The organism is Idiomarina tyrosinivorans, assembly GCF_003987475.1.
GTDB classification, from domain to species: Bacteria; Pseudomonadota; Gammaproteobacteria; order Enterobacterales; family Alteromonadaceae; genus Idiomarina; species Idiomarina tyrosinivorans.
The window spans coordinates 185558-206682 of record NZ_PIQH01000005.1; the positions used below are offsets into that span (position 1 = coordinate 185558).

The window sequence follows — 21125 nt, forward strand, 5'->3', positions numbered from 1 at the left end:
ACCGCAAAGCGGATGGAATGACGACTTTGATTAAAAAGTTGCCATTCGAAGTGAAACTGCACTCCCAACTGCGTTATAATGGCGGTTTTGCAATTATGCCTGATACACTGACGATTTCTCGGAGTTCTAAACGAATGCCTACAACCATGCCCGACGTTGCCAATCAAGCCAAGGCCCAAACAGAGGGAACCCTGGACTGGGTTGGTATGAGCAATATCGAAGTCCCTTTATTGATTGCCGCTTCTGGCGCCCCGGAAAGACCGGTTGGCGCTCACGTTGAGGCGTTCGTCAATCTTAAGGATCCGAAAACCAAAGGCATTCACATGTCACGGCTTTACCTGCTATTAGACCAAATGTCTAATGAAGGTGAGTTAAGTCACGACAGCTTGAAGCAGCTATTACTCGACTTTATTGCTAGCCACGAAGATATTAGTGACCAAGCCTACGTCAAATTCGAATTTGACTACCACTTGCGTCGTAAATCGTTAATCAGTAAAAAACAGGGCTGGAAAGCCTACCCCGTTACGCTGGTCGGGCGTTATGACCACGGCCATTTGTCGCTAGAGTTGAAAGTTGATGTGCCGTATTCATCAACCTGCCCGTGTTCTGCCGCATTAGCACGGCAACTGATCCAAGAAGCTTTTGCTAAACGCTTCGAGGGTGAGCAAGCGGTCGACGCTGAACAAATTTATGAGTGGCTAGGCACAACCGAGGGTATCGTTGCCACGCCTCACAGCCAGCGCTCTGTTGCGGAAGTGAAGGTAGCATTAAGCGATGACCTATCGGAATTCCCGATTATTGAACTCATCGATGCCATAGAAGATGCGTTGCAAACCCCTGTGCAAGCGGCGGTTAAGCGCGAAGATGAACAAGAGTTTGCTCGCTTAAACGGTCAAAACTTGATGTTCTGTGAGGACGCAGGTCGACGGTTACAGCACACCTTAAACAGTAAGCCCGTTTTCACGGACTTTTGGGTTCGCGTCAATCACTACGAATCACTGCACGCGCACGATGCCGTTAGCATTACCACCAAAGGTGTGGTTGGCGGATTCACCTCGTAACGAAGAATTTTTGACGCCCGAATTGGCACAGCACTTGCTTAGTTAAACGGTAGTTAGCAAGTGCTCTGTCAAATTTTTGCTGAGGTGTCATCATGGAAATTCTTTTACTGCTGTTCGTTGTTACGTTAATCGCTGTTGCTGTGGTTGCCAGCCGATTATCGGAGAACTACGTTCCCTACCCTTACAAGCAGCGCGAAGCGACGCTATGCAGCGCCCATGAAGACCAATTCCTGACACTACTGGAAAAAGCGGTTGGGCAAGACTATCGAATTTTTGTGAAAGTTCGGTTAAACGATATTGTTACGGTACGTAAAGGCCTATCCCGCAACGCTAAGCGCGATGCCGAAGCTAAAGCTGGGCAAAAGTTATTGGACTTTGTACTCTGCGATCGGCAAACCATGGCCGTAAAAGCGGCGATAGAATTAGAGCCTGCAACACCTTCGTCAAACCAACAGAAGCGTAACTGGTTCTTGAAAAATGCATTGAGCGCTGCCGGTGTGCCGTTCTTTCGCTTTAAAGCCAAACCAGGCTATCGCGTAGCCGACCTACACGATTATATCAACGGCAAAATTCGTCAGGCTGAACACCTTAAAGCGGCAGTGCCGCGTCCTAAGCAGAGGGCGGAGAGCCAACACGACGTTGACAATAACCATAACCCGGCGATTGCTGCGTAAAATCCGCCAGCGATGTTGGAGTCTGCACAGTAGGCGTGGCACAATCAACGCTATGTTGGCCTACTGTGACCTGCTAACTCCGTTATGTCCGAATCCAGCTTCGCGTTGTTGACCTCCATGCCCGCACTGCTTGTGCTGGCACTTCTAGCAGAACGCTTAATACCGATTGCTGAACAATGGCACCCACTGACCTGGGTGCGATTGTTTGCTACATACCTTGGCAAAAAAGTGAATAAAGCCGAACACGGCGCGGCGCAACAACGCCTTGCCGGACTGTTGGCATTACTGTTAGTGCTATTGCTGATAGTTTTACCCTTAGTGATTATTTGGTTGGGCGCAGAATTACCTGACGCCATTGGCTTTTTATTGTTGTGGATGTGTCTGCGCAACCAACATCAGCGCAAACAGCTACGTTGGGTAGAACAAGCAACAGCAAAAGGCCACAAGCGCGCCGCACGGGCGCTATTAGGGCGCGAAGTGTTACGCGATACCGACAGCCTGAGTGCGCAAGGGTTAATTAAAACCTGCGCGGAGTTACGCGTTTTTGGGGTGGTCGAAAAGCAGTTCGCAGTCGCCCTAGGTTGGCTCAGTGGTGGGCCACTACTGGTGCTTGTGGTTCGGCTGAGCAGCGAATTACGCAGAGTGTGGCCTTATGAGCAAAGTCTTACTCGGCAATTTTCGCTCGCCAATGAAATCCTTTTCCGCTTACTACACGCTATTCCCTACACCCTTGTCGCTATGCTGTTGTGGCTTTATGCCCTGCTTCGCGGGCGCAAACCTGTGCGGTTTAAACACATTCCCCATAACGGCTGGTTTAGGCCGCAAGCATGGCTACTATTTTGTGTTAGCCGAGTGTCACAACTTGGCTTGGGGGGGCCGCTCAAATATCGCGGTCATCGCTATTGGCGGCAACGTTTTGCCGGTATCTCGGCAGAACAAGCAGCCAGTAAACTTTGGCAGTGGTCCTGGCTCAGCGATGTTTTACTGCTGCTGCTTGCCGCCAGCGCCCTATTCGTTGAATTGCTTTTGCGATCTATACAAGCTTAACAAAGCGGCGTGATCGTGCATCGACCCGAGGCTAAGGTTTGGGTATACTATGCACCTTAATAGGCAACACACGAATATTATGAAATCCATTGATGTGATCGGAATTGGTAACGCGCTCGTTGACCAAGAATTTGAAGTGTCGGAAGCATTCCTGCAGCGGCATGGCATCGAAAAAGGCGTAATGACCCTTATTGATGAAGCAGACCAAGACAAGCTTATTGCAGAACTTAGCCAAAACGGCGAGTTAAAGAAGCAATGTGGTGGCGGCTCGGCAGCAAATTCTTTAGTAGCGTTTGCACAGTTCGGCGGTTCAGCTTTTTACTGCTGTAAAGTAGCTAACGACGAGCCCGGCGCGTTCTATCAACACGATTTAGAAACGGTTGGCATCCGTACCAATCTTGAGCAACAGGATAACCACGGCAAGACCGGACGGTGCTTGGTTATGGTAACACCCGATGCCGAACGCACCATGCGCACATTCTTGGGTATAACTGCGGATTTATCGCAGCAAGAACTCGACGAGCAAGCGATTGCACAAGCACAGTACCTGTATATTGAGGGTTACTTGATCACCTCACCGATCGCCCGCGAAGCCATTAAACGCGCGAAAGCCGTAGCACGCGAGCACGGTACTAAGATTGTGATGACCTGTTCTGATCCAGCAATGGTGAAGTATTTTCAAGATGGCATCGACGAGATTCTTGACGGTGGCGTAGACGTGATGTTCTGCAACCGAGAAGAAGCCGAGCACCTTACCGGCGAGACCGATCCGCAAAAAGCCTTGCCTAAGCTGCTAGAAAAGGCAAACACGGTAGCGATTACCTTAGGTCGCGAAGGCGCGTTGCTGAGTGATGGCGACAGACAAGTCCATATTCCTGGCGTGCGCGTAAAAGCTATCGATACCAATGGCGCCGGAGATATGTTCGCCGGTGCTATGCTTTACGGACTAACCCGTGGTATGTCGCTGGCCGACGCTGGAACACTGGCGAGCCATGCGGCTGCAGAGCTCGTTACCGAATTCGGTGCGCGCTTGAGCAAAGAACGGCAACAGGCACTGCTATCACGCCTGTTCAACGAGACAGTGGCGTAACCCTTAGCTGCGCCATAGAACTGATTTAGCGAAGAGAGATGAATCACGCATGAGTTTAAATAATCCAGTACACGATTACAAAGTCGCTGATATTTCATTGGCTGACTGGGGTCGCAAAGAAATTGCGATTGCGGAATCAGAAATGCCGGCGTTGATGACCATTCGTCGCAAGTATGCGCAAAGCAAGCCATTGTCTGGCGCCCGCATCATTGGCTGTATTCACATGACCATTCAAACCGCGGTGCTGATTGAGACCTTGTTAGAGCTGGGTGCAGAAGTTCGTTGGTCATCGTGTAACATTTTCTCGACCCAAGACCACGCCGCAGCCGCTATTGCAGCCGCCGGCATTCCGGTATTTGCTTGGAAAGGCGAAACCGAAGATGAATACGAGTGGTGCTTAGAGCAAACCTGTAAAAAAGACGGCGAACTGTGGAATGCCAATATGATTTTGGATGATGGCGGCGACCTCACCCAACTGATCCACGACAAGTTCCCGGAAATGCTGGAGCATATCCACGGTATTACCGAAGAAACCACGACCGGCGTTCATCGTTTGTTAGACATGTTGAAGCAAGGCACGCTAAAAGTGCCCGCTATCAACGTTAACGACTCAGTGACCAAGTCTAAGAACGATAACAAGTACGGTTGTCGTCACTCGCTCAATGACGCGATTAAACGTGCTACCGACCACTTATTGTCAGGCAAAAAAGCGTTAGTGATTGGTTATGGCGATGTGGGTAAAGGCTCTGCGGCAAGCTTGCGCCAAGAAGGCATGATTGTAAAAGTTGCAGAAATCGATCCGATTTGTGCGATGCAAGCCTGTATGGATGGTTACGAAGTCGTATCGCCTTACATTGACGGAGTGAACAAGGGTAATGGTGAAGGCATTAACCAAGCCTTGTTAGCGAATACGGACCTGATTGTTACCACGACGGGTAACATGAATGTTTGTGACCGTTACATGCTTGCCGCACTGAAATCGACAGCCGTGGTTTGTAACATTGGCCACTTTGACAACGAAATCGACACGGCCTATATGCGCAAAAACTGGCGTTGGGAAGAAATTAAACCACAAGTGCACCAGATTTATCGCTCGGATGACCCTGCAGATTATCTATTGCTATTGGCCGAAGGCCGCTTAGTGAATTTGGGTAATGCTACCGGTCACCCAAGCCGAGTAATGGATGGTTCGTTTGCCAACCAAGTTTTGGCGCAGATTCACTTGTTCGAACAAGCGTATGCGGCACAGTCTGCTGAGCGCAAAACGGAATTACTGCGCGTTGAAGTGTTGCCGAAACAATTGGATGAGGAAGTGGCACGGTATATGGTTCAAGGTTTCGGTGGCGTTATCACCAAACTGACCCAAGACCAAGCAAACTACATCCATGTAGACGTTGATGGTCCATTTAAAACTGACGAGTATCGCTACTAATGAGTGAAGTGATTTATCGTCCAATAACGGCTGCTGATTCTGCAGCCGTTATTGCATTGGGCAACCAAGTTCACGGTGACAACTACCTCACCGAAGAATCTTTAGCTGACTATCTGCAACGGGGTCAACAGCAAGGCGTTAACCTATGCTGGTTAGCGGAGGTTGAAGGTGAAGTTGCTGGTATCCGCTTAACCTTTGCACCGGGACAATGGCAAATTGATAATTTCTGTACGCCCGAAGAATGGAATATTCCATTAGCAAAGATCTGCTACTTCAAATGTGCCGCAGTTGCAGAACATCGTCGCGGCTTAGGTATTGGCAAAACCTTGCTGATGAACAGCATTGATGGCGCAAAAGCGCTTGGCTGTGAAGCGGGGTTAGCGCATATCTGGATGCAAAGCCCGAAAAATAGTGCCTATGAATACTTTACCAAGTGCGGCGGTGAGCTGATTCAAGAACACGATAAGCGCTGGTATAAAGCGTCTATCGAAGATGGTTATTATTGCCCTGTGTGCGATGGTGTTTGTTTTTGCACGGCAGGCGAAATGCTACTGACCTTCTGATTATGTACGATCCACTCATTGATGCCAGCCCCGGAGAAGCCCAGCCATTAGCCGACAGTTATTGGCATCACCACAGCCAACCGCAATGGCCAAAGACCAGCAACCTGCCAGATAGCGCCGATGTTGTTGTTATCGGCTCGGGCTATACCGGTCTTAACGCTGCGATTACGCTTGCGGAAAAATATCAACAACGCGTGGTGGTGATTGAAGCCAACCATCTGAGCTGGGGCTGTTCCAGTCGCAATGCGGGTTTTGTGATGAAAAGTACTGGCCGCTTAGGTCTGGCCGACTGGCAAACGCGTTATGGCACCGACACAGCTAGGCAGATATTGACCGAGCATGAATATGGCTTAGAAAAACTTCAGCAACGCCGCAGCGAATGCCCTGAGCAATTGCAAGCGCAACTAGGAGGCTACTATAAGCTTGCGCACCGGCCACAAGCGGTTGCAGCTTTGCGGCAGCAATATCAAACACTACGCCAATTCGATCCTGCGGTACGATTTATTGAGCCGGAGCAGATTAACGGTGTTATTCATTCGCAGCAGGCCCATGCCGCGTTGCACTTTAGCGATTGCTTTGCCTTAAACCCGTTGTTGCTGGCTGCGGCAACGGCTAGAAAGGCGGCATCCAGTGGCGCGCAGTTGGTAGATAATACGCGAGTGATCGCGCTTGATAGGTCTGCCGAAGGCTATCGTGTAACGACCTCGAGAGGCACTATACAGACGGGCAAAGTGTGTATTGCGACGAATGCCTATACCCCGAAGGGTCTCTGTGCACGGTTAGATAACCGCAGCTTGCCAGTACTCTCAAGTGTTATTGTGACCGCGCCTTTAACCGCTGAGGAAATTGCTGCGACGGGGTTAGTTCCTGGTAACGTGATGATGGATACCCGCGAACTCAAATACTATTACCGACTGTTACCTGACGGGCGTTTACTGTTCGGAGGGCGCGGCGCTATTCAGGGCAAAAACGCTGACGACCCAGTGTTTGCGCAACGGCTCTTGCACGCCATGTGGCAGAGCTTTCCAATGTTGCGCCGCATTACCGAGTGGCAGTACTTTTGGAGTGGTTGGGTTAGCGTATCACTGGATGACTACCCGCGGATCGGCGCAATTGACGATAACCTATACGCCGCAATGGGCTACTGTGGTGCAGGTGTTAGTTTTACCAGTGTTGCCGGAGAGCGCCTAGCAGACGCTGCAATGGCACAACGGTTACCGGCGCTACCCTATTATCAAAGCCCACTCAAACGCTTCCCTATGGCACGTTTTCGTAGGCTCGGACAATGGCTATTCTACCATTATGGCCGGATCAAAGACGGCGATTGGCGCTAGCGTCGGTCTATTACAAGCCGAATACCGTTTTTTCGCTGCGCAGCATCTTCGCAATCACTCGATATAAGCCGATTGCTGCAGCAAGGGTGATTACGGAACAAATCAACGCCGCCTGCCAATTCACATCCTCGCCGCGAATCATCGACAAAAACGCTTGATGCTGACCGGTAAGCGGGAGATAAAACAGTGCGGGGGTTTTCACTTTAGCAAACTCCACACCGAAGGCCGCGGCCATTGGCACAATCAACAAAAAGCTAATGTAGGTTTGTGCTTCTTTGAAGTTTTTCGCGCGGAACGACACGAATAACTGTAACGCCGCAGCTAACAATGCCAAAGGCACCAACAACAGCCACATGGTCAATAACATATGCGGCGCAAACGATAGGCTCATCCCAATTTTGCTGAGCGGAACAAAGGCAAATACCCCCGGCACTATCACCAGTGTTAGTAAAGCACCAAACAGCGCGAAGGTTGAAGCAGCTAGCGCTTTACCGGTAACAATATTAAATGAAGACGTGGGTTGCGTTAACAAGAACTCCAGTGAGTGACGTTCTCGTTCACCGGCGCTGATATCGATTGCGACGTTCATGCCTGACCAAAATACTGACATCAAAATAAACACCAGCACACTGCCCATAATAAGTGCAGCTTTGGAGCCACGAGTGGCTAGATCTTGCTTATTTACCTGTAACGGCGTGACCACCCGCGGGTCGATACCACGGGTCAATAGTCTGAACGCAGCGATTTGACTTCCATAACTACGAATAGCCTGTTCTACCCGCTCCAAATCTGACTGTTGTTTCTGTGCAGACCAGTCTGCTTTTAAGGTCAGCTCAACAGGGCTACCTTGGCGTAGATCCTCATCCCAACTTGCCGGAATGGTTAAATCGATGGGGGTTGTGCCACTCGGCCAAGGCTTTTCCCGTTCAACAATTCCCTGTTGATTCAGATACTGGACAAATTCCGGTGCAGCATCCGCACCATGGATGTTAATGCCAATATCTTCCTTATCAGTTAGCTGGCTAATAAGAAAAAAGAATGCGACCGCCATTAATGCTGGGCCAAAAAACGCGTAAGACATCGCTGCAAGCACTGAGCGTTTGTCACGAATCGCGTCACGTAATTCCTTTTTCCAAATTGTTAGTAAGGTACTCATTACGCCGCAATTCCTTCATCACTACCAATAATTTTAACGAACGCATCCTCAAGCGCCGACTCTCCAGTTAGTTCGCATAGTTCTGTCGGACTGCCAACCGCAGCCACTTTGCCTTTTGCCATCACAACTACACGGTCACATAACGCGGCAACTTCTTGCATCACATGACTGGAGAATAGAATGCAGGTTCCCTGCGCGCGTAATTCTCTTAGCATGTCACGCAGGATACGGGTACTCATCACATCTAAACCACGGCTCGGCTCATCCAAAATCAAGTGTCCTGGCTGATGCACCATCGCCTGCGCCAACGCCACTTTCATCCGTTGCCCTTGAGAAAAACCTGCAGATCGACGATCGGCAATGTCGTTCATTTTCAAGCGTTCGATGACTTCGCTAACACTGTTCGTCAGCTTGGCGCCAGTAAGACCTTGTAATTCGCCAAAATAGCGCACTTGCTCGCGCGCCGTCAGGCGCTCATAAAGGCCAAACTTATCCGGAAAAATGCCGAGTTGTTTACGCGCCTCAATAGGTTCCACACTGGCATTAATGCCTTGGATTTTTGCCGTGCCAGTATCCGCCTTAAGCAAACCGTAGATGATTCGCAAACACGTGGTTTTACCCGCGCCATTGGGACCGAGTAATCCTGTGATCTCGCCATCCGCTGCAGTGAAGCTTAATTCGTCCAGCGCTTTAACCGTTTTAAAACTTTTTGATAATTGTTGTACGTCTATCACGGGGCACCTCTGAGCCAGCGCAGGGCTATAAGCCTGCGCCGTTACTGTTTAACACGAAAGGGCGCATTTTTTCCTTGCTCAAACATTGGGTATCGAGTTTGGCGCCGCTTCCTTGCTCGACAAACTGCGCGACAATTTGGTTTGCACAGGTGTGTCCAGCAATGGTATGGCCGCCGTAAGGGGCAATCACTTCGATGCTATTCGGCAACGTTTCAGCAGCTTTGGCGGCCCATTGTGGCGGCGTCACTGGATCGAGCTCGCCCGATAATAACAGTACCGGTTTGTCACTGCTGACAGGCTCTGCCCACGCCGCAGGTGCATCAAACTTTGGCCAATAGCGACACAATTCGATAAAGGCATCTGCTGTGCGTGAACCTATAAAGGTATTATCGCCATCTTCCGCCAACAACTGTTCGGTTGCGCGTGGCATATCTTCACTGCAAACCACAGATAAGGTTAAGCCTAAATACAGCGTAGATTCATTTATCGAGCTACCGAGAAGCCCGCGCGTTGGTTTATAGTAACCCTCGGCCGCTGAATCAATAACAAATGGCAATAGTTGGCGAGTGGACGGACTATACAACCCCATTCTCACCATTGAAGAAAACCGTCCAGCGGTCAGTAATAGATCCTGTGGCTGATTGGTGAGTGGATCGCGACCATTTAGCATCACCGGCTCATCGTTCAGACGCTGCATTACCTCTTGGTAGGACTCAGCTAGCGTTGGAAAGGTCGCATTACATTGTGGGCTGTTGGCACAATCTTCTAGCATCCGTTGAAAAGCGAGAGATCCATTTTTGCCAAATGGACCAATCACCGCCGTATTAGGTACAACGGCATCCAGAGTGGCGGTACGTATTGCCTCAGGCGCCTCACGTAAATAGGTTAGCCCCACGCGGGTACCATATGAGCCGCCATAAAGATTGAGCTGCTTAATGCCGAGCGCTTGTCGGACGCGTTCGAAATCGCGTACCGCATTAACGGTATTATATTGACGAAAATCCGTATCAGGATATTGCTGCTTGCAGGCTTTCGCCATCTCTGCCAACTGCTGGTCATCATCAGCAGTCACCAATTCATCTGGATGGGAAATGTCACATGACAACGGGTGACTTTGACCTGTGCCTCTTTGATCGATCAGTAGGATGTCGCGACGCTCACGAATGCGTTTAAAAATACGCGCGATCATCGGCGTGAGTTCTGTTGCAGCTTGACCGGGCCCTCCGGCAAGAATCAACAGTGGGTCCGGTTGAGCGCCCTCTTTCACTGCTGGAAGTATAACGAAATTAATAGGAATCAACCGCCCGTTCGGTTGTTCATAATTCTCAGGAACGGTGATTTTTCCACAACGAAGACGGTCGTCTATGCCCTTCACAAAACATGACTCAGTGATGCTCTTTAGCGCTGTTTCAGACTGAGCGAACACTGGTATTGTAAAGACGCTAATCACAATGGTAATGATCAGCAGCCCGAATTTTTTCATGAGAAATAGCCTGCTTGTTTAGATAGGCTATTTGTACGGATTTAAGTGAAGATTTACAAGTTAATATTGTAAATAAACTGTTAACAGATACAAAAAACGCCGGGACAGGCCCAGCGTTTTTCGCGCAATCAAGTCGCTAAGATTACAGACCTGCACGCTCTTTAATTGCGGCAGCAATAGGCGAGCCTGCATGACCGTTACTCTGTGCCCATTGGTAATCATTCATTGCTTTCAAATCGTCTACTGATAAACGACCCACCATAAAGGTGCCAATGTCGTTCGAACCATTACTCATCGCAAATTGTAACAAGGTTTGTCCATTACATTGGATTTTAGAATAAATGTCGCGGATACGAACACGTGAGTCGCGTAATTTCTTTCGCATACGCATAGTGTCGTCACCTTGGACGTATGTGCACAAGCTTAGTGCCAGTTGGTCAGCCTTAGCAGGCTTAGCGATAACAACGCTTCCCGCCACTAGGCTAAGCGCGATTGCGCCAGTAAGTAGTTTTTTCATGATGCCCCCATTTACTACTGTTCACTTTTTCACCAGCATAATACTACGTCTTGGCAAGTTCAGCAAACATAAAATTATTCTAACTGCTTGATATTGAATATATTTTTAATAACAAATTGTTAACGTTTACGGCGTAAAACGCGCGTAGTAAAGCTTAAATCATTAACATCTTTTGCTGCGTGATAGTGACTTTCAATTTCGTCCCATTCAGCTAACGCTTGGTAATCAGGGAAAAAAGTATCTCCAGCCACGGTTAATTCAATGTCTGTGATGTATAACTTATCGGCACGCTCAATAAACGCTTCGTATAATTTTCCACCGCCAATGATCATAACTTCATCAACCGGGCCGGCGGCCGTTAACGCTTGCTCGACGCCAGAAACCCAGATTACACCGTCGTGACTCGGTTGCGAGCGAGACACGACGATATTTTTTCGGCCTGGCAAAGGTCTTCCAATCGATTCAAAGGTATTACGACCCATGATAATCGGCTTAGCCATAGTGATGGACTTGAAGTACTGCAACTCATTAGGCAAATGCCATGGCATATCGTTATCTTTGCCAATCACTCGATCAGCAGCCATCGCCGCGATCAACGACACCGTAGTCATAGCGCTTCCTTGATTATTTTTGGTAAATGACTTCTACGCCGTGGTCGTCATCGTCATCATCATCGTCGTCTTCATCTTCTCCGAAGTCGTCGAATTCCTCAAGTACCTCTTGGTGGTAGTCGTTCCACTTGAAGTCGACCGGCTCGTTAGTCACCGCTTGTTGCTCGTCTTCTTTTGGCAACGATTCTAAATAATCCATCACTGCTAAACAGAGCTTATCGGTGTCGCGACTTTCCAACGCCGCGATGGTAAACACAGGCCCTTCCCAATTTAACGCTTGCACCAATTCATCGACTTTTTCTTGCAGTTCTTCTTCTAACAATAAATCGACTTTGTTCAGTACTAACCAACGTGGCTTTTGCGCTAACTTCGGACTGTATTGCTCAAGCTCAGAAATAATGATTTTGGCTTGTTCAACCGGGTCAGTGCCATCGTAGGGGGCTAAATCGACTAAGTGCAACAGCAAGCCACAACGCTCTAAGTGTTTTAGGAATTGAATCCCTAACCCCGCGCCATCGGCTGCACCTTCAATCAATCCGGGAATATCGGCGATAACAAAACTATTATGCGCTGCAGGACGCACCACCCCTAAGTTTGGTACCAGAGTGGTAAACGGATAATCCGCTACCTTCGGGCGCGCCGCAGAGACGGAGCGAATAAAAGTCGATTTACCCGCGTTCGGCATGCCTAACAAACCAACGTCTGCCAGTAGCATCAACTCCAGCTTTAGCGGCCGAATTTCACCCGGCGTGCCCTCGGTTTTCTGTCGTGGTGCGCGGTTCACGCTGCTTTTAAAGCGTGTATTACCCAACCCGTGGAAACCACCTTTGGCAACCATTAAGCGTTGCCCGTGGCGAGTTAGATCACCCAACACTTCGCCAGTATCGATATCGGTGGCGCGCGTTCCCATTGGAACCTTTAACACTAAATCTTGACCACGCTTACCGGTACAGTTTTTTCCCATACCGTTTTCGCCGCGCTCAGCACGGTGAAAACGGTCGAAACGGTAGTCAATTAAGGTATTGAGGTTTTCGTCTGCCTCGAGGTATACGTCACCGCCGTCGCCACCATCGCCGCCGTCAGGTCCGCCTTTAGGAATGTATTTTTCACGCCGAAAGCTAACGCAGCCGTTACCGCCATCGCCTGCTTCAACACGAATTTCTACTTCATCTACAAATTTCATCGAGGTTGCTCACTAACCCTTAATTGTGACTGTATTTCAGCGTAGCACATAGAAAAAACCCCGCCGATTGGCGGGGTCTTACGCTATCTTGACCTAGCCTATCGGGCTTAGTCTGTGATGACGCTTACGAACTTACGGTTGCGCGGACCTTTCACGTCGAAAGATACTTTGCCTTCCGCAGTTGCGAATAAGGTGTGGTCTTTACCGATACCTACGTTGTCACCCGCGTGGAAACGAGTACCACGTTGACGAACCAAGATGTTACCAGCTAATACAGACTCACCACCGAAACGTTTAACACCCAGACGTTTACTTTCTGAGTCACGACCGTTTTTGGTTGAACCACCAGCCTTTTTGTGTGCCATGTCGTTACTCCTTAATTAACCGTTGATACCAGTGATTTTCACTTCAGTGAACCACTGACGATGACCCTGCTGTTTGCGAGAGTGCTTGCGACGGCGGAATTTAACAATTTTCACTTTGTCTGCGCGACCGTGATTTACCACTTCTGCCGTTACTTTACCGCCGTCTACAAACGGAGCGCCAATGTTTGCGCTGTCGCCGTTAGACACCATTAATACCTGGTCGAATTCAACTACATCACCGGTAGCTGCTTCCAGTTTTTCCAGGCGGACGATTTGGCCTTCAGACACTCGGTGCTGTTTACCGCCACTTTGGAATACTGCGTACATAGTCTTTCTCCACAACCCTTGAAGGGGACTAAATTCAAATTTAGGGCGCGAATTGTACGCAATCCCCAGAATGATCGCAAGCGCTTTTTACGCCACCCGATCGACCGCTAAATAGGTCAACGCCAACAGTGCCTGTTTATGTTCAGATTCCGCCAGACCCTCGATACTTTGCCGCGCTTGCTCTGCTGCTTGCAATGCTTTAGCGCGGGTGTAATCGAGCGCCCCGGTACGTTCCATCGCTGCCAAAATCGTCTGCAAGTGCTGACGTCCGTCGCCCTGTTCTATCGCACCCCGAATGAGCTGTTGCTCAGCATCCGAACCGTGCCACATGGCGTAAAGTAACGGTAGCGTCGGTTTGCCCTCGGCTAAATCGTCGCCAGCATTCTTCCCCATTGCCTCACTATCCGACACATAGTCCAGGAGGTCATCGACCAACTGAAAAGCCGTACCTAAATAGCGCCCATAATCCGCCATTTGTTGGATGGTTTGTTCAGATTGCTGCGTTAGCATGGCGGACAGTTCTGTCGCAGCCTCGAAAAGCTTCGCGGTTTTACCGTAAATCACATCAAAATAGCGCACTTCGGTGGTCTCAGGATCGTTACAGTTCATTAGCTGTAACACCTCGCCCTCAGCAATGACATTGGTCGCGTCGGCCATCACCTTAAGAATTTTCAGATCATCTAGCTCGACTAACAGCTGAAACGCTCGGGTGTAGAGGAAGTCTCCCACCAACACGCTGGCTTGGTTACCGAATACCGCATTCGCGGTTTCGCGTCCACGCCGCAATGAAGATTCGTCCACAACATCGTCGTGCAACAGCGTCGCGGTATGAATAAATTCAATAATGGTCGCCAGTTTACAATGGTCGTAGCCTTGATAACCCAATGCTCGGCAAGCCAATACCGCCAACAATGGGCGCAAGCGTTTGCCGCCACTATTAATAATGTAAAGGCCAAGTTGGTTGATCAACGCGACATCCGACTGCAGTTGGTCGGCAATAATTCGGTTAACACCTTGCATGTCTTCATGCGTCAGTGCTTTTATCGACGGCATATCCATCATGTTGAATGAGGTTTGCGACTGGTTAAAGGAGACAGAATGGTACATGATTTTGTAAAGAAGGGCTATTGCTAGCCCTTTCTAACGCTCTTATTTTTGCGCACTTTCGTCGTATTTGGAGGGAATACTCTTCATACACTCTGTGCGGTCGGGCTCAGGCAGTTGCTGACACTTTTGCACTGCCTCCTTGTGGAGTTCGGCTTGCTCGTCAGTGGTGCTACAAGCAGCTACACTGGCGACAACGAGTAGCGCACTGCCATACATTGCTAAAATTCTCATAACACCTCCTAGACCGGTGGTTGCCAAAGCTCGACTTTGTTGCCCTCCGGATCGAGAAACCAACCGAAACGACCGAACTCATCCTGTTGCGGTTGGTCAACTCTCTGTCCGCCAGCGGCCTCGACCTTATCGAGTAACGCATCAACATCGTCAACCACAAAGTTCACCATGAATGGTTGTTGCGACGGTTGTAAGTACTTCGTATCCTTAGGAAAAAGCGACCAAACGTTATACGCCTGCTGCGGGTAATCCGCGGTGTTAAATTGCGCTCCCCAAGGTTGATACGGCACTCCTAACACTTCTTTGTACCACGCCCCCAGCTTTTCTGGATCATTAGCCGTATAAAAAACGCCACCTATCCCTAGTACTTTTGCCATCACTTTTCTCCGGATTTTGTCGCCGCTATTGGCCGTTATTATTTTCTAGAAACTAAGCGTAGCCTAATCGCCTGAAAGTGTCTGCCAGCGCCAGCGAATTGCAGCGCCCATAACCACACTAAACAGCAGCAAATAACCGACATGCCAGTACCATGCAATCCCCTCATCCGCACCAATCACCGCGAACGCTAATTGCGCAAAATGAAATGTCGGCAACCATAGGGCCACATTTTGTAACGCTTCAGGGAACAACATGATCGGGATCCACAGCCCACCAAAAAATGCTGTGGGTAAATAAATGAGGTTGGCGATGGCTGGCGTTGAACGCTCGGCAAAGGTTAACCCCAGCAACAGCCCCAACAACGCAAATGGAATGACGCCGAGCAATAAAATAGCAGTTAACAGCAGGTATTGGCTCGGAGCAAGCGTCACCTTGCCAGCAGTTGTGGCAAGGAGCAACAACAACGCCCAGATGACCACGGCAAACACCAAACTGCTCAATAACTTAGCGCACAAGTACGCGGTCATCGGCATGGGCGATAAGCGCTTAAGTGTTAACCAGCCTTTAGCTCGGTCGGTAGCCACGTACACCGAAAAGTTAAACAATGCCGGCGCAATGACTCCGAAGCAGCCATATCCCACCAACAAATAGCCTGGATGACCTTGGGAGAAGTGCAAAATAATGCCAAAGAAAATATAGAAAACTAACGGGAATGCCAGCGACGGAATAAAAAAGGACGGTGTCCGTAGCAGACTTTTAAGATCATAGTACGTTTCGCTGAAATATACGGTATTCATTACGCTTGCCCTCCTGTGAGGTGTAAAAAAATGTGCTCTAGCGACAACATCTGCACATCTAAATCTTGTAAATCCGGGTCTTGATTTAGTAACGCTCGCAACGTATCTGGTGCTGACTTACTGGTAATTGTTAGTAAACGCTCACTGCTGACATCTACCACGCCGGGCAATTGCCAAAGCTGTTGCTGCGATAAACTCGAACGACAACGAATGCGTTGGTAATTCAGTCGTGACTTGAGTGAGCTGACACTATCGTTGGCAATGACGCGACCTTGGTGGAGAACCACAACACGATCAGCAAGCTGCTCGGCTTCTTCTAAATAATGTGTGGTTAATAGCATTCCTACTTGCTGCTGTCGTAATTCGGCGATTTGTTGCCACAAGCGACGGCGCGCATGGATGTCCATACCTACCGTAGGCTCGTCTAAAAATAGTAAGCGTGGGTTGCCGCACAATGCGAGTGCAAGTAACAGCCGTTGTTGCTGGCCAGCGGACAAATCTCCACAGCGGTGATGCTGTACCGCTTCAAGGTCGGCAATCTCAAGCAACTCTGCTAACGATTTTGGGTTGGCGTAATAATGGCGAAAAACCAATAACTGCTCGGCAACCGTTAGTGTTGCGGATACCGAGCCAAGCTGGAGCATGACGCCTAACTGTTGCTTTATATTGGCAGCTCGCCGTTGGTCATGTTGCTGGTATCCCAACAACGAAAAGTGTTCACACTGGTAAGGCATGAGCCCAAGTAGACTCTTGATGAGGGTGGTCTTTCCAGCACCGTTAATACCTAAAACGGCGACAACCTCACCCGCGGCGATCGTCAGATTCACGTTTTCTAAAACCGCCTGTGAGCCATATCCGGCATTGAGTTGTTGCATTTCCGCTAAAAGGGTTTTCATGTTCTTTCCTTTGCTGTTCGCTCGATCATTCGGTTCCAGTATTGTGGAACGGCTCAAGGCTTAGTGGCAGTGCCTGATGTCAGTTAATTGCCGTGACAATTGTCACTAGCAAGAGCAATAAAGGCTGGGCATAATCGAGGCTATGAACGCATCATTGAAATTAGAAAATCGGCTGGCGTGGGTTTACCTGTTTAACCTTGGCTTCTTCCTCCTGCCGTTGGGTTTTTTCGACTACAGTGCTATGCAGCTAGTCATTATGCTAGCTGCGTTGGGAGCGTTTGTTGCCGTGTATTTTTGGGCTTACCGATGCAGTAGCGAAAATATGTGGCTTCCGATCCTTATAATGGTAGCCATCGCCTGTGCAATGACGCCGTTAAACGGCGGCTCTATTGCCTTGTTTGCCTACGCTGGCTTTTTTATGGGCTTTGCTTACCGAACGCGTAGTGCAATTGTCGGCATTGCTGCGTTATTAGCGCTACTCCTCATCTTTGACCAATTTATTGGTGTGCGCTGGCAACTATTCTTGCAGTACGGCGTGGTGGTGGTAGCTGGCGTATCGATATTCGGTATGGTTGAGCGCAGCAAACGCTTGAACCGCCAGCGTGAACAACGCAGTAATGCGGAAATAGAACGCTTAGCCAGTACCCTAGAGCGTGAACGTATTGCCCGCGACCTGCATGACGTGCTCGGCCACACGCTATCCTCGATTATTCTCAAAGCAGATTTAGCGAAAGAATTACTTAAGCGTAATGACACGGCGGCGGCTAAAACCCAGCTACAAGAATTAGCCAGCGTGGCGCGACAGTCGCTTTCTCAGGTACGCCAAAGTGTTGCTGGGTATCGCCATCGCAGCCTGCAAGAGGAGCTTGATGCGCTGAAAGCGACGCTCGCAGAGGCGGGCTTTATCACAGGTGTGCAGGGCACCGTGCCGAAACTTCCTAAAGCACAAGAACAAACTCTTATATTTGCCTTGAAAGAGCTCGCCACAAACGCGTTGCGCCATAGTCGTGGAAAGCATTTCACGATCAGCTTTAGCCAAAATGGTGCTGAACATGCCATCACTGTAGCCGATGATGGCCCCTGCGACGCTGAAATTATTCCCGGTAATGGATTAACCGGGTTAGCAGAGCGCCTGGCTGAGCAACAAGGAGATTTAGCGATTGAGCGCGACAGTCGGCATTACACATTCACCATCCGCATGCACTCAACTGCTTTGGCTAGCGAGGGTTAAACGATGAAAATTCTGTTTGCCGAAGATCAGACCATGGTACGCAACGCCTTAGCCAACCTATTGCGCTTACAAGACGATACGCAAGTGATTGAAGCAGAAAATGGCCAAATGGCTATAGAACAGCTAAAGGCACAGGCGTTCGACTTAGTGCTCACCGATATTGAGATGCCTGAAATCAGCGGTATTGAGCTGACTCAGTGGGTTAAGCAATACCAACCGCAAACCCCCGTAGTGGTTATTACTACCTTCAATCGAAGCGGTTATATACAGCGAGTTTTAGATGCTGGTGCCAAAGGCTTTTTATTGAAAGACGCCCCCGTAGAAGAACTACTGCAGGCATTGCGCAGTGTGCTTGCTGGGCAAAGGGTCATTAACAACGAATTACTATTGCAAGCGCTGGGTAACCGCGATCCGCTAAGCGAAAAAGAACGCAAAGCACTGAAACTCGCCAGCGATGGCCTGACCACCAGCAAAATTGCCGCGACCTTATTTGTCGCCGAAGACACCGCCCGCAATATACTCTCCAATGCTATCAGTAAACTGCATGCGGAAAATCGCATTGATGCCGCGCGAATTGCTCATCAAAACGGTTGGCTGTAGTCACACGCGGTCGAATACTGATCCCATCTCTGGATTAAACAGTTTTGTGAATAAGCGGTTAGCATACTGATCGGTCATGCTCGCAAGGTAATCGCAAATCACTCGAGACGGATTATGGCTCTGTTCGAATTCGGCGAGCACCGCCTTTGGTAAAAGTCGACTCGGGTTCTCGCGCAATACTTCAAACAATCGCAACACCATTTGTTGCCCTTTGTATTCCAGCGCTTGCACCGAGGGACTTTTTATAACGCGGTCAAATACCACCGTTTTCAATAACGCCAGAGTGGTTTCAAAAGATTCTGGTAAGAACGCTTGTAAATCCAGTAATGCCGAGCCAAACAGTCCTTGTTCGCGCACTTCAATGGCGGGCACAAATTGTCCGACTAACCTGCTGATGGCGTATTTCCGTTGATTCTCGCAACCGGAAAACAATTGCTCGGTATACCACTGAGGGTTCTCGGAGAGTGGTCCCGTAGCCGGAAGCTGGGCAATCACATCGTGCTGCCACTGCCTTTCGGTTAACAACTGCAACGCTATCGCATCTTCGAGATCGTGAATGCCATAAGAAATGTCGTCAGCCAGCTCCATGATTGAGGTATCGAATGCTTTGTATTGGGAACGGCCGTTTTGCACTTGGCAAAAACGCTCACGGTCTTTAGCGGCAAACGGCTCAAGGATCCACGCTAAAATATCCTCTTCGTCGTCGTGAATACACTTCGGCGGTTTATAGGCGTCTAAATTTACCGTACTGGCGCAAGGCTCTGGCTGTTTAGCCACCTGCCGATGTAATACCGGATATTTAAGTAGACCCAACAAGGTTCGACGGGTTAGATCTAAGCCGTGATTTTGTGAATATTCGCCAAGACGCGCAGCAATACGCAAGGTTTGGCCATTGCCTTCAAAGCCTCCGTGGCGGTGCATAAAATAATTCAGCGCGGCCTCGCCTCCATGCCCAAACGGCGGATGACCGATGTCGTGCGCTAGGCAGATAGCTTCTATTTGAAAGAACGACGGCAGCGCCTGAGTTATTGCGCTGCTTTGCTGATATTTATCGCGCAACGCCTCGCTAATGCCCGAGCCAATTTGGGCTACTTCCAGGGTATGGGTTAAACGCGTTCTATAAAAGTCGTTTTCGCCAACGCTCAGCACCTGCGTCTTTGATTGCAAGCGCCTAAAGGCCGCCGAGTGAATCAGCCGCGCCCGATCCCGCTGCGCGGGGCTGTCGGACGTATCGGCATTGAAAGCTGAGGAAGATTGTGAACGGCGTTGCTGCATAATGTAAAAGGCGTGAAGCTGATTAAAAATGTTAGTCCCAATCTACCAGCTTCACCGCTGGGCTGCCATCCACTTAGCACAACGCGATTACACTTTACCGTCTTTATTCTCCTGAAGCGTCATTGAGGGAGTAAAACTGAGTTCATTGCTTTGCACTTTTGGGTTGCTCTTTAGTGCTGCGATCACTCTATCGTGCCACTTTCGTGGATGACTTTCGGATAAGCTTATGAGCACTGAATTCGGTGTATTCGGGTTGCTGGCTAATATCAGTCGGGTCGACATAGCGGTATTTTCGGTAAACAATGCTTGTAATACATCTGCCGGTGTATTCGGATTTTTCGCTAGGCGATTCTGTAACTCGTAGCCAACATTCAAATGCGACTGCGCGAGTTCCCGCAAACGCTCCGTTGGTGTATCGGGGTTCGCCGCATCTAGCAACGCGGTATTAATTTGCAGCGTATCGACCGTTGTTTTAACGCTGAACCCTACCAGTGCTAATGCAACAACAGTAAAGGCCGCAGCGACCCAGCTGTAATGGTTCTGCCAAGTCCTTACGGCCAGATAGATGGCGGCTGCCAGCAATACGCCGATAGCAATGCTAGAGATAAGCGAGTAAAGCGAAAATAAACCCATCTGAGGGTCAACAACCGTTTCCGAAAGCCGCCCTTCCAACACATATTTTATTAAGGCGACAATGCCACCAACGACCACAGCAATGCTCGCAACCCGCTTTTTAGACAGCGGTTTTGATACGTCCATATTATTTATCCCTATTTACGAAATGCTTCCACTGACATCAAGGTTAGCCATATTATGAGGATTATCAAGGGTAAATTAGTATGCGTTGTTATTTTGAGGCGCCAAGAACTGTTCAAATAGTAGGCACAAAAAAGCCCGCCTAACCGCGCAATGCTGTTCACTTAAGCGGAGCAGCATTGCGATTCACCGGATAGCGGGTTTTGGATAGTTTAACCGACCTTGGTCTTGATGGCCTCGGTCGGTTTTCTTTGAATAACATACCTAGGCTTCCTCT

At 49.3% G+C, this 21125-nt stretch carries 24 protein-coding genes; 9 read left to right on the plus strand and 15 right to left on the minus strand.

All coding sequences use genetic code 11. The annotated features are described in order from the left end of the window. Window positions 1–134 precede the first annotated feature (134 nt). The 7 genes from folE2 (at window position 135) to CWI84_RS06915 (ending at window position 7201) form a co-directional block, all read left to right on the plus strand. Window positions 135–1061, plus strand: a complete 927-nt coding sequence (gene folE2, locus CWI84_RS06885; protein WP_126841878.1) for a GTP cyclohydrolase FolE2 — start codon at window positions 135–137, stop codon at window positions 1059–1061. A 92-nt stretch (window positions 1062–1153) separates the two neighbouring features. Next, window positions 1154–1735, plus strand: a complete 582-nt coding sequence (locus tag CWI84_RS06890) for a DUF2726 domain-containing protein (RefSeq protein WP_126841848.1) — start codon at window positions 1154–1156, stop codon at window positions 1733–1735. Window positions 1736–1852: 117 nt separating this feature from the next. Further along, window positions 1853–2782 carry a cobalamin biosynthesis protein gene (locus CWI84_RS06895; RefSeq protein ID WP_157981006.1) on the plus strand — a complete coding sequence of 310 codons (930 nt, stop codon included), beginning with the start codon at window positions 1853–1855 and terminating at the stop codon, window positions 2780–2782. Window positions 2783–2861: 79 nt separating this feature from the next. Beyond that, window positions 2862–3872 carry an adenosine kinase gene (locus CWI84_RS06900; RefSeq protein ID WP_126841850.1) on the plus strand — a complete coding sequence of 337 codons (1011 nt, stop codon included), beginning with the start codon at window positions 2862–2864 and terminating at the stop codon, window positions 3870–3872. A 49-nt stretch (window positions 3873–3921) separates the two neighbouring features. Further along, window positions 3922–5304 (plus strand): adenosylhomocysteinase, encoded by a 1383-nt coding sequence (gene ahcY, locus CWI84_RS06905; protein ID WP_126841851.1) that lies wholly within the window; start codon window positions 3922–3924, stop codon window positions 5302–5304. Further along, on the plus strand, window positions 5304–5867 hold the full coding sequence (locus CWI84_RS06910) for a GNAT family N-acetyltransferase (protein WP_126841852.1): 564 nt from the start codon (window positions 5304–5306) through the stop codon (window positions 5865–5867). Before ahcY ends, CWI84_RS06910 begins: the two co-directional genes overlap by 1 nt. Before the next feature lie 2 nt (window positions 5868–5869). Next, the gene (locus CWI84_RS06915; RefSeq protein ID WP_126841853.1) at window positions 5870–7201 is read left to right on the plus strand and encodes an NAD(P)/FAD-dependent oxidoreductase; all 1332 of its coding nucleotides are present in this window, start codon (window positions 5870–5872) and stop codon (window positions 7199–7201) included. A 10-nt stretch (window positions 7202–7211) separates the two neighbouring features. Here the strand turns inward: CWI84_RS06915 and CWI84_RS06920 are convergent, their stop codons facing one another. The 13 genes from CWI84_RS06920 to CWI84_RS06980 form a co-directional block, all read right to left on the minus strand. After that, on the minus strand, window positions 7212–8357 hold the full coding sequence (locus CWI84_RS06920; protein ID WP_126841854.1) for an ABC transporter permease: 1146 nt from the start codon (window positions 8355–8357) through the stop codon (window positions 7212–7214). Next, complete coding sequence (locus CWI84_RS06925; RefSeq protein ID WP_126841855.1) at window positions 8357–9091, minus strand: ABC transporter ATP-binding protein; 735 nt, start codon at window positions 9089–9091, stop codon at window positions 8357–8359. The genes CWI84_RS06920 and CWI84_RS06925 overlap by 1 nt, the downstream gene beginning before the upstream one ends. Before the next feature lie 25 nt (window positions 9092–9116). Further along, a complete protein-coding gene (locus tag CWI84_RS06930) occupies window positions 9117–10574 on the minus strand; it encodes an alpha/beta hydrolase (protein WP_126841856.1) in 1458 nt (485 codons plus the stop codon). Window positions 10575–10716: 142 nt separating this feature from the next. Further along, entirely contained in the window at window positions 10717–11091 is a 375-nt protein-coding gene (locus CWI84_RS06935; RefSeq protein ID WP_126841857.1) for a DUF3718 domain-containing protein, read from the minus strand. A gap of 119 nt (window positions 11092–11210) precedes the next feature. Beyond that, a complete protein-coding gene (folA, locus tag CWI84_RS06940; protein WP_126841858.1) occupies window positions 11211–11702 on the minus strand; it encodes a type 3 dihydrofolate reductase in 492 nt (163 codons plus the stop codon). 13 nt (window positions 11703–11715) lie between these two features. Next, the gene (gene cgtA / locus CWI84_RS06945) at window positions 11716–12885 is read right to left on the minus strand and encodes an Obg family GTPase CgtA (RefSeq protein ID WP_126841859.1); all 1170 of its coding nucleotides are present in this window, start codon (window positions 12883–12885) and stop codon (window positions 11716–11718) included. A gap of 107 nt (window positions 12886–12992) precedes the next feature. Further along, window positions 12993–13250 (minus strand): 50S ribosomal protein L27, encoded by a 258-nt coding sequence (rpmA, locus tag CWI84_RS06950; protein WP_126841860.1) that lies wholly within the window; start codon window positions 13248–13250, stop codon window positions 12993–12995. Window positions 13251–13265: 15 nt separating this feature from the next. Continuing rightward, entirely contained in the window at window positions 13266–13577 is a 312-nt protein-coding gene (rplU, locus tag CWI84_RS06955) for a 50S ribosomal protein L21 (RefSeq protein WP_126841861.1), read from the minus strand. Between the two features lie 87 nt (window positions 13578–13664). Further along, window positions 13665–14636 (minus strand): octaprenyl diphosphate synthase, encoded by a 972-nt coding sequence (gene ispB, locus CWI84_RS06960; RefSeq protein WP_126841879.1) that lies wholly within the window; start codon window positions 14634–14636, stop codon window positions 13665–13667. Window positions 14637–14726: 90 nt separating this feature from the next. Next, window positions 14727–14915, minus strand: coding sequence for a hypothetical protein (locus tag CWI84_RS06965; protein WP_126841862.1), 189 nt, complete (start codon window positions 14913–14915; stop codon window positions 14727–14729). A gap of 8 nt (window positions 14916–14923) precedes the next feature. Next, window positions 14924–15292, minus strand: coding sequence for a VOC family protein (locus tag CWI84_RS06970; protein ID WP_126841863.1), 369 nt, complete (start codon window positions 15290–15292; stop codon window positions 14924–14926). 63 nt (window positions 15293–15355) lie between these two features. Beyond that, window positions 15356–16090: an ABC transporter permease gene (locus CWI84_RS06975; protein ID WP_126841864.1), complete on the minus strand. Its 735-nt coding sequence runs from the start codon at window positions 16088–16090 to the stop codon at window positions 15356–15358. Beyond that, entirely contained in the window at window positions 16090–16986 is an 897-nt protein-coding gene (locus CWI84_RS06980) for an ABC transporter ATP-binding protein (RefSeq protein WP_126841865.1), read from the minus strand. The genes CWI84_RS06975 and CWI84_RS06980 overlap by 1 nt, the downstream gene beginning before the upstream one ends. A gap of 142 nt (window positions 16987–17128) precedes the next feature. Between CWI84_RS06980 and CWI84_RS06985 the strand changes: the two genes are divergently transcribed. Both CWI84_RS06985 and CWI84_RS06990 read left to right on the plus strand, forming a co-directional pair. After that, on the plus strand, window positions 17129–18217 hold the full coding sequence (locus tag CWI84_RS06985; RefSeq protein ID WP_126841866.1) for a sensor histidine kinase: 1089 nt from the start codon (window positions 17129–17131) through the stop codon (window positions 18215–18217). Between the two features lie 3 nt (window positions 18218–18220). Further along, on the plus strand, window positions 18221–18817 hold the full coding sequence (locus tag CWI84_RS06990) for a response regulator transcription factor (protein WP_126841867.1): 597 nt from the start codon (window positions 18221–18223) through the stop codon (window positions 18815–18817). On the opposite strand, the gene CWI84_RS06995 is transcribed toward CWI84_RS06990, so the two are convergent. Then, window positions 18818–20092: an anti-phage deoxyguanosine triphosphatase gene (locus tag CWI84_RS06995; RefSeq protein WP_126841868.1), complete on the minus strand. Its 1275-nt coding sequence runs from the start codon at window positions 20090–20092 to the stop codon at window positions 18818–18820. It abuts the gene before it with no gap. Window positions 20093–20179: 87 nt separating this feature from the next. Further along, complete coding sequence (locus CWI84_RS07000; RefSeq protein ID WP_126841869.1) at window positions 20180–20851, minus strand: hypothetical protein; 672 nt, start codon at window positions 20849–20851, stop codon at window positions 20180–20182. Window positions 20852–21125 lie beyond the last annotated feature (274 nt).